The organism is Microvirgula aerodenitrificans DSM 15089 (assembly GCF_000620105.1).
GTDB lineage: Bacteria > Pseudomonadota > Gammaproteobacteria > Burkholderiales > Aquaspirillaceae > Microvirgula > Microvirgula aerodenitrificans.
This window is the reverse complement of sequence record NZ_JHVK01000001.1, coordinates 91361-106744: the sequence shown is the minus strand read 5'-3', so window position 1 is coordinate 106744 and position 15384 is coordinate 91361. Positions and strand designations below refer to the sequence as shown.

Below are 15384 nucleotides of genomic sequence, written 5' to 3'. Positions count from 1 at the left end.
AAAGTATTGCCAGTGGCGACCCGCAGGTCAAGGCAGATGCAAAAACCCCGCCTGACGGCGGGGTTTTCCGTAACCGGCCGGAGCCGGTCATGCATTCCAATCGTAACGATTAGAACTTGTGTTGCACGCCAACGGCGAAGGTTTGTTCGCTGCTGACTTCGTTGGCCTTGTGGTCAACATAACCGTACGAAGCGTAGGTCGTGGTGCGCTTGGACAGGGCGTAGTCAACACCAACCACGTACTGGTTCAGGGCGCTGTCGGCAATCTTGTTGTCGTTTTGCTTGATGTCCCAGACACGGTTGTACGTGAACTTCGGCGTGAAGGCACCGATGGTGTAACCCACGGTCAGTGCAGCTTCCTTGGTCTTGAACTCGTCATTGCCACCAACGGCCAGGTTGGCCAGTTGGGCGTACGGGCTGTTGTCACCGTACATCTTGCTTTGACCGTAGGACACCACTGCCAGCAGGTTGTTGGCGTTGTAGCCGCCTTCAACACGCCAGTAGTTGGCGTTCTTGTCGCCAGCAGCGTTGTTGTCCTGGAAGCCGACATAGCCAGCGTCAACGAAGTAGCCGCTGTTTTCGTAGCCGAGGCCCAGGTTCCAGGTGTTCTTGTTGGTGCGATCGTCACCAACATAGGCACGCTGCTCGTCAGCACCGTACAGGGCGGTGAACTTGAAGCCGGCAAAGTTCGGGCTGTCGTAACGCACGGCGTTGTTCACGCGGCCGTCCAGCAGGTTAGCCGAGTTGTACGTCGAACCGTTCACGCCTGCGCCGTAGATCCAGGCGTCAAACTTTTCCATGTCCGAGTTCAGGTACGTGCTCAGACGACCCAGGCGGACGGTACCGAAATCACCGGTCAGGCCGACGAAGCTGTCGCGGGTCGCCCAGGTGTTGTTGTAGCCGTTGCCCGAACCCGAACCGGTGGTGCCGTCGATGTTCAGGCCTTGCTCGACTTGCCAGATGGCCTTCAGGCCATTGCCCAGATCTTCGTTGCCCTTGAAGCCGATGTACGAACCGGTGTCGTCGATGCGGACGCCACTCTTCAGCTTGCTGGTGTTGCTGTCGAAGTTGTAGCCGTTCGACTTGCCACCTTCAACGCTGGCTTCGATGTTGCCGTACAGGGTCACGTCGGCCATAGCGGCCAGCGGCAGTGCAGCAACGGCCAGTGCGATCAGTTTTTTCATGGTCAGTTACCTCTTTGGAGTAAATCAGCGGGTCGATGCGCCCGACTTCTAAACATCGGATCAGCACGTGCTCTGTGCTTTGTGTGAACTCACTATACGGTGCTTTGTTGCTATTTCGCCAACGCAATTCACGTTTATGCGTCTTTTTTGCAACATGCGGCCGAAACAACACGCAAATACATGATTCTATTGAATTTTTATTGTGACGACATTGTTGCACATTAGCAACATATGATTGATGACGTGGCAAAAACACGCCATTGCCCGGTCGGGATTCCGCGCCTGGCGGCCAGCGGCAGGCCATGAAAACCCCCCGCGAACCTGCGTTCGCGGGGGGTTTGCCGGGCATGGCGCGAGCGCCATGCAGCGGTATTACATCATGCCGCCCATGCCACCCATGCCGCCCATGTCCGGGGCCGACGGCTTGTCGTCCGGCACTTCGGCGATCATGCAATCGGTGGTCAGCATCAGGCCGGCGATCGAGGCGGCGTGTTGCAGCGCGCTGCGGGTCACCTTGGTCGGATCGAGCACGCCCATTTCAACCACGTCACCGTATTCGCCGGTGGCGGCGTTGAAACCGAAGTTGCCCTTGCCTTCGTAGACCTTGCTCACCACCACGCTCGGCTCGTCGCCGGCGTTGGCGACGATCTGGCGCAGCGGAGCTTCGATCGCCTTCAGCACGATCTGGATACCGGCGTCCTGTTCGGCATTGCTGCCCTTCAGGTTGCTCAGGTTGCCACGGGCGCGCAGCAGGGCCACGCCGCCGCCAGGAACGATGCCTTCTTCAACGGCGGCACGGGTCGCGTGCAGCGCGTCTTCGACGCGGGCCTTCTTTTCCTTCATTTCGACTTCGGTCGCGGCACCGACCTTGATCACGGCCACGCCGCCGGCCAGCTTGGCCACGCGTTCCTGCAGCTTTTCGCGGTCGTAGTCGCTGGTCGCTTCTTCGATCTGCTTGCGGATCTGGTCGACACGCGCCTTGATGGCGGCTTCCTGGCCGGCACCGTCGATCAGCGTGGTGTTTTCCTTGCCGATTTCGACGCGCTTGGCCTGGCCCAGCTGTTCCAGCGTGGCCTTTTCCAGCGTCAGGCCGACTTCTTCGGCGATCACGGTGCCGCCGGTCAGGATGGCGATGTCTTCCAGCATGGCCTTGCGACGGTCGCCGAAGCCCGGTGCCTTGACGGCCACGGTCTTCAGGATGCCGCGGATGTTGTTGACCACCAGGGTAGCCAGCGCTTCACCATCGACGTCTTCAGCGATGATCAGCAGCGGACGGCCCGACTTGGCCACCTGTTCCAGCACCGGCAGCAGGTCGCGGATGTTCGAGATCTTCTTGTCGAACAGCAGCACGAACGGGTTGTCGAGCTGGGCGATCTGTTTTTCCGGCTGGTTGATGAAGTACGGGCTCAGGTAGCCGCGGTCGAACTGCATGCCTTCGACCACGTCGAGTTCGTCTTCCAGGCCCGAACCGTCTTCAACGGTGATCACGCCTTCCTTGCCGACCTTTTCCATCGCGGCGGCGATCTTTTCACCGATCACGCTGTCGCTGTTGGCCGAAATCGCGCCGACCTGGGCGATTTCCTTGCCGGTCGCGCACGGCTTGGAGATTTTTTTCAGTTCTTCAACGATGGCGATGACCGCCTTGTCGATGCCGCGCTTCAGGTCCATCGGGTTCATGCCGGCGGCAACGTACTTCATGCCTTCCTGCACGACGGCCTGGGCCAGCACGGTCGCGGTGGTGGTGCCGTCACCGGCAACGTCGTTGGTCTTGGAAGCCACTTCCTTGACCATTTGCGCGCCCATGTTTTCGAAGCGGTCCTTCAGTTCGATTTCCTTGGCGACCGACACACCGTCCTTGGTGATGGTCGGCGAGCCGAAGCTGCGCTCCAGCACCACATTGCGGCCCTTCGGGCCCAGGGTCACCTTGACGGCGTCAGCCAGCACGTTGACACCAATGACCATCTTGGCACGAGCGGAATCACCGAATTTTACGTCTTTTGCAGCCATGTTCTTTTACTCCAGGAAATTGGATCGGGACAACGGGACGGGACCGGGTCGATTACTCGACGATGCCCATCACGTCTTCTTCGCGCATCACCAGCAGCTCTTCGCCGTCAACCTTGACGGTCTGGCCGGCGTACTTGCCGAAGATGACCTTGTCGCCCTTCTTGAGCTCCAGCGGACGGCGTTCGCCGTTTTCCAGAATCTTGCCATTGCCGGCGGCGACGACTTCACCCATGTCCGGCTTTTCTGCCGCGTTGCCCGGCAACACGATGCCCGAAGCGGTTTTCTCTTCGGCTTCGAGGCGTTTGATCACAACACGGTCATGCAGGGGGCGGATTACCATGGAAAAACTCTCCTGTACTCGAGTAGTTATCTGAAACAATCAGAAAACACTAAAAAAATCAGCGATTTGGCACGAGCGACTGGCACTCGTCCGTTGCGAGTGCCAATGGTATGGGCGAGGAAAGGGCTTTTCAAGGGTTGGCGGGCAAAAAAATTGCGGCGAATGGCCGCCGCACTGCGCTACCAGCTCATGTGCATGACGAGTTCGGCACGGCGGGCACCGCCGTGGCCGCCCGGTGCGCCCTGCCAGTCCAGGCTGCCGCGCACGCTGGTTTGTTTGCCCAGCCGGATGTCCAGACCGGCCCCGGCATCGGCCAGCATGCCGCGCATGCCGGTCCGGAACGGAAGATAGCCGTTGCCGGAAGAGAAGGATGCGCCCGGCCTGGCGGCGGACTCCCGGCCCAGCCCGGCACGAACCCAGACCGATGACGACGGCGATGCCGCATGCTCGCCGAGCAGACCGACCCGGGTCTGCAGCGACTCCATCCCGCCGAAGCGGACCTGGGCCGCACCATCGGACGCCGCGTCCAGCCGGATGCGCTGGTAGCTCAGCCGGACCTGAGGCGTCAGCCGCCAGGACGGGTCGACCCGCAGCGGGAAGCCGGCCTCCAGTGACACTGCGCCGCCATGGCCGCGGCTGTGCAGCGGCCGCACCTGGGCGGAGACGGAACGCACGCGGTATTGACTGGCCTGGGCCACGGCATCGACATAGGCCCCGCTGTCGGCCTGCCAGTTCCAGTAGCCGCCCAGCGTGCGCCCGTCGAGCTGGTCATGGCCGGCACGACGACCGTCATCGTGATCGACGGTGGCGCTGGCCTGGCCGATGGCCAGATACAACCCGCCACGCAGCACCGAGCCGTCCCGCCCATGACGGAGCAGCAGGTCATGACCAGCCTGCAGTGCCTGCAACTCGCTCGCATACCGCGGCCCGTTCGCCAGTATGCCGCCGCCATCGTAGTGGCCCGCCTCGTTGATCGCCCGCCCCCAGGCCGCCGGCAACGGCCGGGTGGTGGCCAGATTCGTCGCCCGGACCTCGCGCGTCGCCAGCATCGTCTGGCCATAGGCCAGCGCCATGGCCGGCACGACGGCATACAGCGAGGTTTCACCGCGGTAGTCGGGTCTTTTGCCATCATCCGGCGTATCCGCCTCATCGCTGCGCTCCGAACGCAGATACCAGTTGTCCGCCGTACCGGCCCCCTGGCCGCCGCGATACAGGCGGTAGGCGTACGGACCGGCCAGTACCGGCGCGTCGAGCCGGAACGCCTGAGCCCCGGTTTGCCCCCCGTTGCCGGTTTCGATCAGCAGGATGCCATCGCCCCGGGTCTGGGCACCGGCACCACCGACATTGACTACCTGCAGTGCGGTCTCGCCACTGGCGCGACCGCCATCCAGCAGTACGCGGTCAGCCGGCGAATCATCGCCGTCCAGCCGGGCATGAACCCGCAGCCAGGCAGAGCCGGTGCCACGGTAGTCACCTTGCAGCACCAGCGCATTGCCGACACCGGCACCGCCGAGCAGGATGCCGCCCCGGTTGTCCAGCGCCCCGCGGATTTCCAGTCTGCCGGTCCCGGACAGCCGCGTCGCAGCGTCAGCCACCACCAGATAGCCGTCGTTGCCGACATCGCCGACCACGACGCCGTAGCCACCCAGCACCGCCCCGCCGGCAACCGTGACCGGGCCGCCGCCTCCCAGCGTCGCGGCGGCATTGTCCAGTAGCAGTCCGCCGCCCTCAATGCGGGTACCGCCACGGTGATCGAGCCCCTGCCCGGCCAGCACGACACCGCTGCCGCGCTTAACCAGTTCGCCGGCCCCGGTCAGCGCATTCAGCAGCCGTCCCTCACCGGCAACGTCGAGAAGCAGCACACCCTCATCCGTCACACTGGCGCTGCCGAGCTGTCGCGTGTCGGTCACGGTCAGCCGGCTGTCGGCATCGATGTCGAAGCGACCGGCAAAGCCGTCATTGGCGCCGGACAGCGTCAGGCCGCTCTGCACCAGTTGCACATCCCCCCGGCCATCCAGCGCATTGGACAGCACGCCATTTGCCGCGTCGAAGCGCAGCGTGCCATCGTTGAAAATGCCGCCGCGTCCCAGCCCGCCGACATCGTCCACGACTGCGCTGGCGCCTGCCGCGATCTGCGTCGTTACCGCCAGCGCAGGATTGGCACCCTCCAGCCGCAGCTCGCCACCGGTCAGGGTCAGCAGGCCGCTGCCGGACAGCGTGCCGGCCGCGATGCGGCCGCCATTGCCGATACTCAGCCCGCCGCCGTCGAACGCCACGCGCGACCCGGTCCGGGCTTCGAGGCGGCCCGAGCCCCAGGGCGGCAGTACCGACAGCTGGCCGCCGGACAGCTGCAGATCGCCATCAATCAGCAATTCCCCCACGCCCTGCACATGCCCGTTGGCTGCAACGGTCGCCCCGGCATCGATGCGCAGCTGCGAGGTCTGTCCGAGCACATTGTCGTTGCCCAGTACCAGTGTCTTGCCGGAGACCTGCGTGGTGCCGGTGTAAGTGTTGGCCGCATTGTTCAGGGTAATGCTGCCGGCAGCCTCGATCAGCAGATTGCCGCTGCCGGTCAGCCTGGCATGCAGCGTCGAACCCGCCAGGGTGCCGTCGTCCCCGGTCAGGTGCAGCAGCTGGCCGGCCTGTATGTCGAGCCGGTGCAGGCCGTAGCCGACATACAGCCCGTCGTTGCCGGCACCGGTACCCAGATAAAAGCCATAGTCGCCAACGGCAACGGCCAGTCCGTGCTGCTCGATGCCGATCTGTCGTTCCGTTCCCAGCACCGTGCCATTCTGGTCGATCAGCGCCAGCAGGCTGGCGCTGCCGGTGATGCCGGTCGCACTGATCAGCCGGCTGACGATGGTATCGTCCTGGCGCAGCAGGGTCGGCGCCCGGCCATCCCATGCTTCGCCCGGCGTGTAGCGGTCGGGCACATAGGCCTGCACGCTGCCGCCCTGCAGGTCCAGCCGGCCGGTGGAGATCTCGCTGATGATGGTGGCCGGTGCCTCGGTCGGCAGTACCAGCGCACCGCCGGCAATGGACAGCTGTCCCAGCGCCAGCCGGTCATTGTCGACGGTGGTGGTATTGCCGCTTTCCAGCCGCAGTGTCGCCCGGGCCAGTTGCGCCGCCTGGTCGCCGTCCAGGTTGAACTGGCTGCGGCCCAGCGCCAGCGTGCCGGCAAATGCGGACCCCGCCCCGCTTCCCAGCCGGAAATCCGCAGACGGCGTTCCCAGGTCAACCCGTACCGTGCCGCTCCCCGTCAGTGCCCGGTCAAAGGTCCACGCCTGCGGCGTCGCGGCGAAATCGAGCAGGTAGACGGCGCCGGCTGCGACCGATACCGAATCACCGCTGATGGCACGGGCCGAATCCAGCCGCAATGTGCCAGCCTCGACCCGGGTCGGCCCGCGATAGCTGTTCGCGCCATTGAGGGTCAGCATGCCGCTGCCGGACTGGGTGAGCCCGCCATCGCCACTGATCGAGCGGGAAAAAGCCGTGTCATCGGCGCGGTCAAATACCAGTTCGCCATTGTCGATGATCGACCCATTGAACGAACCACTGGCGGCCCCCTCACCGATCCGCAGTGTGGCCCCCTGCGCAATCGTGGCCCCGCCCCGGCTGTCGACGGTGCCGCCGAGGGTCAGCCGTCCCTGCCGGACCGACAGGGTGTCGGCGGCGGTGCCGATCAGTGCCACATCGCCGCTGAGCGTCCAGTCGTCGCCGGCCATGGTCAGGGAACGGAATCCGTCACCGGCGCCCGCGCCCACGAAGCGGCTGTCTTCGACCGCGCTGCCCAGCAGTGTCAGCGTATTGTTGCTGCCGGCACTGAGCACATCGCCGTCCAGCACCGAACCACTGTCCAGTTCGAGCACATTGCCGGCGCCCCCCAGCCGGATCGCAGTGCCTGCCTCGCCGCGGATCCGGCCACGATTGCGTATCCGGTTGCCCGACGTCTGCAGGTCGATGCCGGTCTGTCCGCTGATGCTTGCACCAGGTCCGTTGTCGATGGTTGCCACGGCACCGCCGGTCACGCGCAGCCCTGCCGACCGGGTGCCGGTCAGCGAGCCGGTATTGCTGACCGTCGCCTGCGAACCCGTGATGAGCAGTCCGGTGGCACCGCGAACCGACCCGGTATTGCGGACCGTGGCATGCCCCTGAGCCCCCCCTTCGACGAAGATGCCATCGCTGGTCGTACCGCCTGCATCCACCGTACCCGACTGCGTGATATCCACCGTACCGGCATTGATCGTCCGCGCCTCGATGCCATTGGCCAGCGCGGTCTGCACCGTCCCGCTGTTGGTCACCGAGACATCGCCGCCCTGCAGGCTCTGCGCATACAGGCCGCGGGCGGTTGCACCCCGGGTGCTGATGCTGCCGGTGGATACCACGGAGGCGTTATTGTTCACCTGGACGAAGATGGCCCGCGCGTCGGCACCAAAGGTGGTGATATTGCCGTAGTTGATTACCGTTCCTGACGCACTTCCGACCGTCCCCCGGATGGAAATCCCACGGGCATAATCCTGCCGGGTGGTGATGGTCGCCCCCGCCTCGACCAGGACCCGTGCCGATCCGGCTTTGGTAAGCTTGCTGCTGCTGATTCCGATACCGACCGTATAGGGCCCGTCATTTTCGGCTGCACCGCTGGTATCGACAGCTACCTTGCCGGTCACGGTCAGATTGATATTGGCGTCGGTATAGCTGATACCATTTGCGTACGGGTTTTTCTGTCCGGCACTGCTGCCAGAGCCATTGCAACTGACGGTCAGACCGGTACCGCATTCATTGATGGCCCAGGCCGGGCCGGCAACCGTCCACAGCATTGCCGTGCCGACCAGCCAGCCCCTGCCGGTCGAAAGAGAAACCTGCACAGAATGAGCGTAAACCACACGATTCTCGATAAAAAAGACATCTTGCGGGTACCACAAGAAAATGGCATCGCCTGCAACCATGATTGGCGAAACAGGTAAACAGGGCAGATATCACCCTGACCTGGCGCATATCGGCAGGTTGCTCTTTTTTCATGAGAAAGGAAGGGAGAATACTGATTTCGTGCTCTCCCTTCATCGAACAGACAATAAAAACCTTCTATTTGATATTATTTTTTATTCAATAACGATTTAAAAACCGCCGCATCAAAAAAAGATTTTCATATATTCCAGACCAGGATCACGCCGATCAATACCGGTGCAAACAGCCGACACATCCAGCGCATTGCCACCGTCATTCCGGCGGGCAGCTCGAGCTCGTCGCGCAGCGTCGGCCAGATTTTCCAGCCGGCAAACAGCGCGGTGCCGATACCGCCGAGCGGCAGCAGGATATTGCTGGCGCCATAGTCCATCAGTTCGAACACATTGCGGTCGAACCACTTGTAGTCGGCCAGCAGACCGAACGACAGCGACGCGGGGATACCGGCGGCAAACACCAGGGCGGACACCACCAGGGAAGCGCGACGGCGCGACACACCCCAGTCGTCGATCGGCAGCACCACGATCAGCTCCAGCAGCGAAACCGACGAGGTCAGTGCGGCGAACAGCAGCAGGGCGAAGAACGCCAGGGCAAAGCCCTGACCGAACGGCAGGTGGTTGAACACGATCGGCATGGTCATGTAGGTCAGGCCGGGCCCGGCGGCGGCATCGAGGCCGAAGGCGGCGATGGCCGGGAAAATCATCAGCCCGGCCAGGATCGATGTCAGCGTGGTCAGCCCGGTCACCCACAGCGCCGCCCCGGTCAGCTTGACGTCGCGTCCCAGGTAAGAGCCGTAGGCGAGCATGCAGCCGGCGCCGACCGACAGCGAAAAAAAGGCCAGCCCCAGCGCGTCGACCAGCATGGCCGGCGTAACGCGGGAAAAGTCGGGCGCCAGGAACATCGCCACCCCGGCCGATGCGCCCGGCAGGGTCAGCGAACGGACGATCAGCACCAGCATCAGCAGGAACAGCGCCGGCATCATGATCTTGCCGGCCCGCTCGATGCCTTTCTGGATGCCGGACATCACCACCACCAGCGTCAGCAGGACAAACAGCGCCAGGGTCAGCAGCGGCTCGACCGGGCTGGACACATACTGGCCGAACAGGGCGGCCAGCGCCTCGGGCGAATCGCTCATGACCCGACCGTCGATCGCACGCCACAGGTAGCCGAGCGTCCAGCCGCCGACCACGCAGTAGAACGACAGCACCAGAAAGCCGCACAGCACGCCGGCGTAGCCGACCAGCGGCCAGCCACCGCCGCCCAGCTTGCGCAGCGCGCTGACGGCGCCGCAGCCGGCGGCGCGACCGATGGCGATTTCGGCCAGCAGCAGCGTCAGGCCAAGGGTGAAGGTAATGGCGACAAAGATGGCGAGGAAGGCGCCGCCACCATTCATGGCGGTCACATACGGAAACTTCCAGATCGAGCCGAGGCCAACGGTCGCACCGGCCGATGCGAGGATGAATCCGACCCTGGATCCCCATTGCGAGCGGGACATTGCATTCTCCTTTTGAGTGGGAATGCCGCCGCCAGGGACAGGCAGGAATGACAAGGCCGCCCTGTGCGGCGGCCTGTCGTAAGCAAAGAAATACCCGACGCCGCCCTTGTCAGGCGCGCCACCATCCGGCGAGAAAAACGGCTGTCATCGAAATATTCATATGTGGCGCCACCATGCCTTGCCCGGCGCCTCCGCGTCAAGCATTCTGTCCTGTCCCCACCGTGGCGACTGACCGGCACGGCCCCCGATCCCCGACCCGAAGCGAGGCTCCATGAACCTGAACCGCATGATCAGTACCGTCGAGATGCACACCGGCGGCGAACCGTTCCGCATCGTCACCAGCGGCCTGCCGAAGCTGCCGGGTGCGACCATTGTCGAACGGCGCGCCTGGGCCAGGGACCATATCGACGCGCTGCGCACCGCCCTGATTTTCGAGCCGCGCGGTCATGCCGACATGTACGCCGGTTTCCTGACCGACCCGGTCAGCGACAGTGCCGATTTCGGCGTGATCTTCGTTCACAACGAGGGCTACAGCGATCACTGCGGCCACGGCACCATCGCGCTGGCCACCGCCGCCGTGGCGCTGGGCTGGGTCGAGCGCACCGAGCCGGAAACCCGGGTCGGCATCGATGCGCCGTGCGGTTTCATCGAGGCTTTCGTCGAGTGGGATGGCGAGCGGGCCGGCGCGACGCGCTTCGTCAATGTGCCGTCGTTCCTGTATCTGCGCGATGTCGAGGTCGACACGCCGTCGTTTGGCCGCGTGCGCGGCGACATCGCCTTTGGCGGCGCATTCTATTTCTATACCCCGGGCGAACCGCACCAGTTGCAGATCCGCGAACACGAGGCCGAACGGCTGATCCGCTTCGGCGCCGAGGTCAAGGCGGCGGCCAACCGGGCGTTTCCGGTGGTCCATCCGCTGATTCCGGAAATCAACCATATCTACGGCACCATTGTCGACAACACACCGCGTCACGCCGGTTCGACCCAGGCCAACTGCTGCATCTTCGCCGACCGCGAAGTCGACCGTTCACCGACCGGCTCCGGCACCGCCGGCCGCGCGGCACAGTTGCATGCCCGCGGCCTGCTGACCGCGGACGACACCCTGGTTAACGAATCCATCATCGGCACCCGGATGCAGGCCCGCATCCTGCACGAAACCCGGGTCGGCGATATCGACGCGGTCATCCCCGAAATCAGCGGCCAGGCCCATCTGTGCGGCTTTGCCAACTGGGTCATCGATCCGCACGATCCGCTGACCCATGGTTTTCTCGTTCGCTGACCCCTTTCCCGGAGACCCGGACCATGTCCCCATCCGCCCCGCCCCGCGTATTTGACGCCACCGCGACGGCCGGCCTGCTGCCGTATCCACAGCTGGTCGACGCACTGGAACAGGCCTGCCGCGACTATGCCGCCGGCCGTATCGACTGCCCGGAGCGCCAGGTCGTACCACTGCCGCAACACGGCGTGATGCTGTCGATGCCGGCCGTGGCCGAACGCCTCGCCATTCACAAACTGGTCAATATCACCCCGGCCAACCGCGAGCGCAGCTTGCCGACCCTGCACGGCCAGGTGTCCGCCTACGACAGCGTGACCGGCCAGTTGCTGCTGATCCTGGATGGCCCGACCGTCACCGGCCGCCGTACCGCCGCCATCTCGCTGCTCGGCCTGCGCGCGCTGCTGCCGCAGGCGCCGACGGCCGTGCTGCTGATCGGCACCGGTACCCAGGCGAAGAATCATGCCGAAGCGCTGGCCGCGCTGTATCCGGGCATCACGCTGTATGTGCGCGGCTCGGCCCCGGGCCGCGACGAGGCATTCCGCCGCGAACTGGCGACGCTGGACGCCGACCTGCGAGCGGCGCCGGAACAGACGCCGGCAGTCGATGCCGTCATCACCCTGACCACCAGCCGCACGCCGGTCTACCACGATGCCGCCCGTGCCGGCCGGCTGGTGATCGGCGTCGGCGCCTTCCAGCCGACGGCGGCGGAAATCGCGGCGGACACCATTGCCGCCAGCCGGCTGTTCGTCGACGATCCGGCCGGCGCCCGCCACGAGGCCGGCGACCTGATTCTGGCCGGAGTCGACTGGGAGCGGGTCGAGCCGCTGGTGTCGGCGCTGGACCGGCGGCCGGACGACGGCCGGCCCATCGTCTGCAAGACGGTCGGCTGCGCCGCCTGGGACCTGGCGGCGGCCGGGCTGGCGCTGTCGAGGCTGGCTACCTGACCACGACCGGCGCGAAGTCCTGGCGGCCGAACGGACTGACCCGGTAGCCGCCGACTTCGCGCCGGACCAGCACCGTTGCGGTCGGATGGGCCAGCGGCACCCACAGTGCCTGGTCGTGAATCCACCTCTGTGCCGCCACGTACTGCCGGGTGCGCTCGGCCACATTGGCGGTACGCTTGCCGGCCTCGATCTGGCGATCGAGCGTCGGCGAGCAGTAGCGGGCGAAATTGGTGCCGGAGGTCACGGCCGCACAACTGAACTGCGGGGTCAGGAAATTGTCCGGGTCGCCATTGTCGCCGGCCCAGCCCATGAACAGCAGATCATGCTCGCCGGCCTTGCCACGCTTGATCAGCTCGCCCCATTCGATGACCTTGATCGAGGCGCGAATGCCGACGCGGGCCAGATCGGCCTGCAGCAGCTCGGCACCGGCGCGCGGGTTCGGGTTCAGCGTACTGCCGGACGGACGGGTCCAGATCGTGGTCTCGAAGCCCTTCGCCAGCCCGGCCTCGGCCAGCAGCGCCCGCGCGCGTGCCGGGTCGTGCGGCCACGGTCTGACGTCGCGGGCATAGCTCCAGGTATTCGGCGGGTAGATCTGGGTCGCGGCCACGGCCGTGCCGCCGAACACGCTGTTCAGATAGGCGGTGCGGTCGAAAGCCAGGTTGATTGCCTGGCGCACCTTCGGATTGTCCAGCGGCTTGTGCTGGCTGTTCAGTGCCACGAACGCGGTCATGAAGGCCGGCACCGACAGCGCCTGCAGCGCCGGATTGCCACGGATGCCGGCCACATCCTGCGGCTTCGGCGACAGCGCGATCTGGCATTCGCCGGCACGCAGCTTCTGCAGCCGCACGGTGGCATCGGGCACGATGCTGAACAGCAGCCGTTCGACCTTCGGCTTGCCACCGAAATAGTCCGGATTGGCGACGTAGCGAACGGCCGCATCCTTCTGGTAGGCCCTGAACACGAACGGCCCGGTGCCGATTGGCTGGCTGTTCAGCAGCGCCGGCTTGCCGGCCGCCATCAGCTTGTCCATGTACTCGGCCGAGTAGATCGACGCAAAGCCCATGGTCAGCATCGGCAGGAAGGTCGCGTCGGCCTCGTTCAGGGTAAAGCGGACGGTCTGGTCGTCGATCCGGTCCACGGCGCGCACCAGCTTCGGCAACTGCATCGACTGCGCATGCGGGAAGCCGTTGACGGCGATCCGGTGCCACGGATGGTCCGGCTTCAGCATGCGCTCGAAGCTCTGCACCACGTCGTCGGCGTTCAGCTTGCGCCCCGGCCTGAAGTAGTCGGTGGCATGGAACGCCACGTTGCGGCGCAGGGTAAAGGTATAGCTCAGGCCATCCGCGCTGACGGTCCAGCGTTCGGCAAGCCCCGGCACCACCTTGCCGGCGCGGGCATCGAACTCGACCAGCCGGTTCATCAGCACATCGGCCGAAGCGTTGGTGGTCACCAGCGAGTTGTACTGGACAACGTCGAAGCCTTCCGGACTGGCGTCGGTGCAGACAGTCAGCGGCTTCGCCATGGCCAGCGCCGGCAGGAGCAGCAGCAGCGGGATCAGGAGCGATAGTTTCATCAAGGGGGTCCGTCAGTGTTTCAGTCCGATAGTCCCTTTATATCGCATCGTCCCGCCAGGCTGCAGCATCGATATGCCACTTGCGAATAACCGGAAACGCTATAGGCGGATCATTCGGCGATGAAACTGGCGTCGGTTTCCAGCGCCTCGCCCTGCTGCGGCACCAGGCGGAAACGGAACGGATGACTGCCGCGCGGCAGGTCGGCGGTATCGGCACGCACCCAGGCGTAGACCGTCGCATCCCCGTTCGCCTCGACCCGGATTTTCTCCGGCCGGGTGCTGACGCTGGCAGACGGCAGGCCTTCCACCTCGACCCGGTAATCCTGTGCGCTTTCGCCGTAGTTCATCACCCGCAGCGTAAAGCCGTTTTCCAGCAGACCGTCGTCGGCTTCCCGGCTCAGGAAGGCGCGGTCGCGCAGGACGTTGAACTTGTACGGCTGGTGCTGCCACAGGCCGACGCCCATGGCCCCGATCACGGTGGCCATCAGCACGGCGTAGACCACCATGCGTGGCCGGAACAGGGTCTTCCAGCCAAACAGCCGGCCGACGCCGCGCGCCATGGCATTCTGCGAGGTAAAGCGGATCAGTCCGCGCGGCGCACCGATCTTGTCCATCACCGTGTCGCAGGCGTCGATACAGGCGGCACAGCCGATGCACTCGTACTGCAACCCCTCGCGGATATCGATGCCGGTCGGGCACACCTGCACGCAGATACTGCAGTCGACACAGTCGCCACGCGGCTTGTCGCCCTGCTTGCGCGAACCGCGCGGTTCGCCGCGCACCGGATCATAGGAGATGATCAGTGTGTCATCGTCGAACATCGCGCCCTGGAAGCGCGCATACGGGCACATGTGCTTGCACACCTGCTCGCGCAGCAGACCGGCCAGCACATAGGTGAACACGGCATAGAACAGCAGCCAGAACTGGGTCCAGCCCCCCAGCGCAAACCACGAGCCGCTGGTGGCAATGTCCTGGATCGGCGTGAAATAGCCGACAAAGGTCGCACCGGTCAGCAGCGCAAACCCCATCATCAGGCCGTGCGACAGGCCCTTGCGCCACAGCGTGTTCCACGCGCGCGGCGCCGCATCCAGCCGCATCCGCGCCGGGCGGTCGCCCTGCACTGCACGCTCGATCCACAGCATGATCTCGGTGTAGACCGTCTGCGGACAGGCGTTGCCGCACCACAGTCGCCCGGCCAGTGCCGTCCAGCCGAACAGGCCCAGGGCGCTGACGATCAGCAAACCGGCCAGGTAGACCAGATCCTGCGGGCCGAGAATCAGGCCGAACAGATAGAAGCGTTCGTGGTCGATATCCAGCAGCACGGCCTGACGGCCATTCCACTGCAGCCACGGCAGGCCGAAGAACACGGCCTGGGTGATCAGTACGGTCAGCACGCGAATGGTGTTGAAACGACCGCGCGTCAGGCGCGGATAGATCTTGTTGCGCGCATCGCGGGCCGCTTTGGCACTGACGCGATGCAGGGGTTGGACGGTGGTCGACATGACGGCTCCGGGCGGAATGGGAGAACGTCGCGCAGGCTATACCCCGTCTCTGGTATCAGGAACACACAGGTTTTTGCATTTTCAATGCATACAGATGCGACA

Annotated in this window: 9 protein-coding genes; 2 read left to right on the top strand and 7 right to left on the bottom strand. The window is 64.7% G+C overall.

Annotation, left to right across the window (positions count from 1 at the left end; translation table 11 throughout):
- Positions 1-109 precede the first annotated feature (109 nt).
- From Q352_RS0100510 to Q352_RS0100490, 5 genes are all read right to left on the bottom strand, one after another.
- Positions 110-1183 carry a porin gene (locus Q352_RS0100510; protein ID WP_028497635.1) on the bottom strand — a complete coding sequence of 358 codons (1074 nt, stop codon included), beginning with the start codon at positions 1181-1183 and terminating at the stop codon, positions 110-112.
- Between the two features lie 372 nt (positions 1184-1555).
- Entirely contained in the window at positions 1556-3190 is a 1635-nt protein-coding gene (gene groL, locus Q352_RS0100505; RefSeq protein WP_028497634.1) for a chaperonin GroEL, read from the bottom strand.
- Between the two features lie 52 nt (positions 3191-3242).
- On the bottom strand, positions 3243-3530 hold the full coding sequence (gene groES / locus Q352_RS0100500) for a co-chaperone GroES (protein WP_028497633.1): 288 nt from the start codon (positions 3528-3530) through the stop codon (positions 3243-3245).
- A gap of 179 nt (positions 3531-3709) precedes the next feature.
- Positions 3710-8395: an autotransporter outer membrane beta-barrel domain-containing protein gene (locus tag Q352_RS0100495; protein ID WP_169735622.1), complete on the bottom strand. Its 4686-nt coding sequence runs from the start codon at positions 8393-8395 to the stop codon at positions 3710-3712.
- 278 nt (positions 8396-8673) lie between these two features.
- A complete protein-coding gene (locus tag Q352_RS0100490) occupies positions 8674-9987 on the bottom strand; it encodes a sodium-dependent transporter (protein ID WP_028497631.1) in 1314 nt (437 codons plus the stop codon).
- A 271-nt stretch (positions 9988-10258) separates the two neighbouring features.
- On the opposite strand from Q352_RS0100490, the gene lhpH reads away from it, so the two are divergent.
- Positions 10259-11266 carry a trans-3-hydroxy-L-proline dehydratase gene (lhpH, locus tag Q352_RS0100485; protein WP_028497630.1) on the top strand — a complete coding sequence of 336 codons (1008 nt, stop codon included), beginning with the start codon at positions 10259-10261 and terminating at the stop codon, positions 11264-11266.
- A gap of 23 nt (positions 11267-11289) precedes the next feature.
- The gene (gene lhpI, locus Q352_RS0100480; protein ID WP_028497629.1) at positions 11290-12207 is read left to right on the top strand and encodes a bifunctional Delta(1)-pyrroline-2-carboxylate/Delta(1)-piperideine-2-carboxylate reductase; all 918 of its coding nucleotides are present in this window, start codon (positions 11290-11292) and stop codon (positions 12205-12207) included.
- Here the strand turns inward: lhpI and Q352_RS0100475 are convergent.
- Both Q352_RS0100475 and ccoG read right to left on the bottom strand, forming a co-directional pair.
- On the bottom strand, positions 12200-13780 hold the full coding sequence (locus Q352_RS0100475; RefSeq protein WP_028497628.1) for an ABC transporter substrate-binding protein: 1581 nt from the start codon (positions 13778-13780) through the stop codon (positions 12200-12202). The two genes, lhpI and Q352_RS0100475, sit on opposite strands and share 8 nt — an antisense overlap.
- 110 nt (positions 13781-13890) lie before the next feature.
- A complete protein-coding gene (gene ccoG, locus Q352_RS0100470) occupies positions 13891-15282 on the bottom strand; it encodes a cytochrome c oxidase accessory protein CcoG (protein WP_084299681.1) in 1392 nt (463 codons plus the stop codon).
- Between the last annotated feature and the right edge of the window lie 102 nt (positions 15283-15384).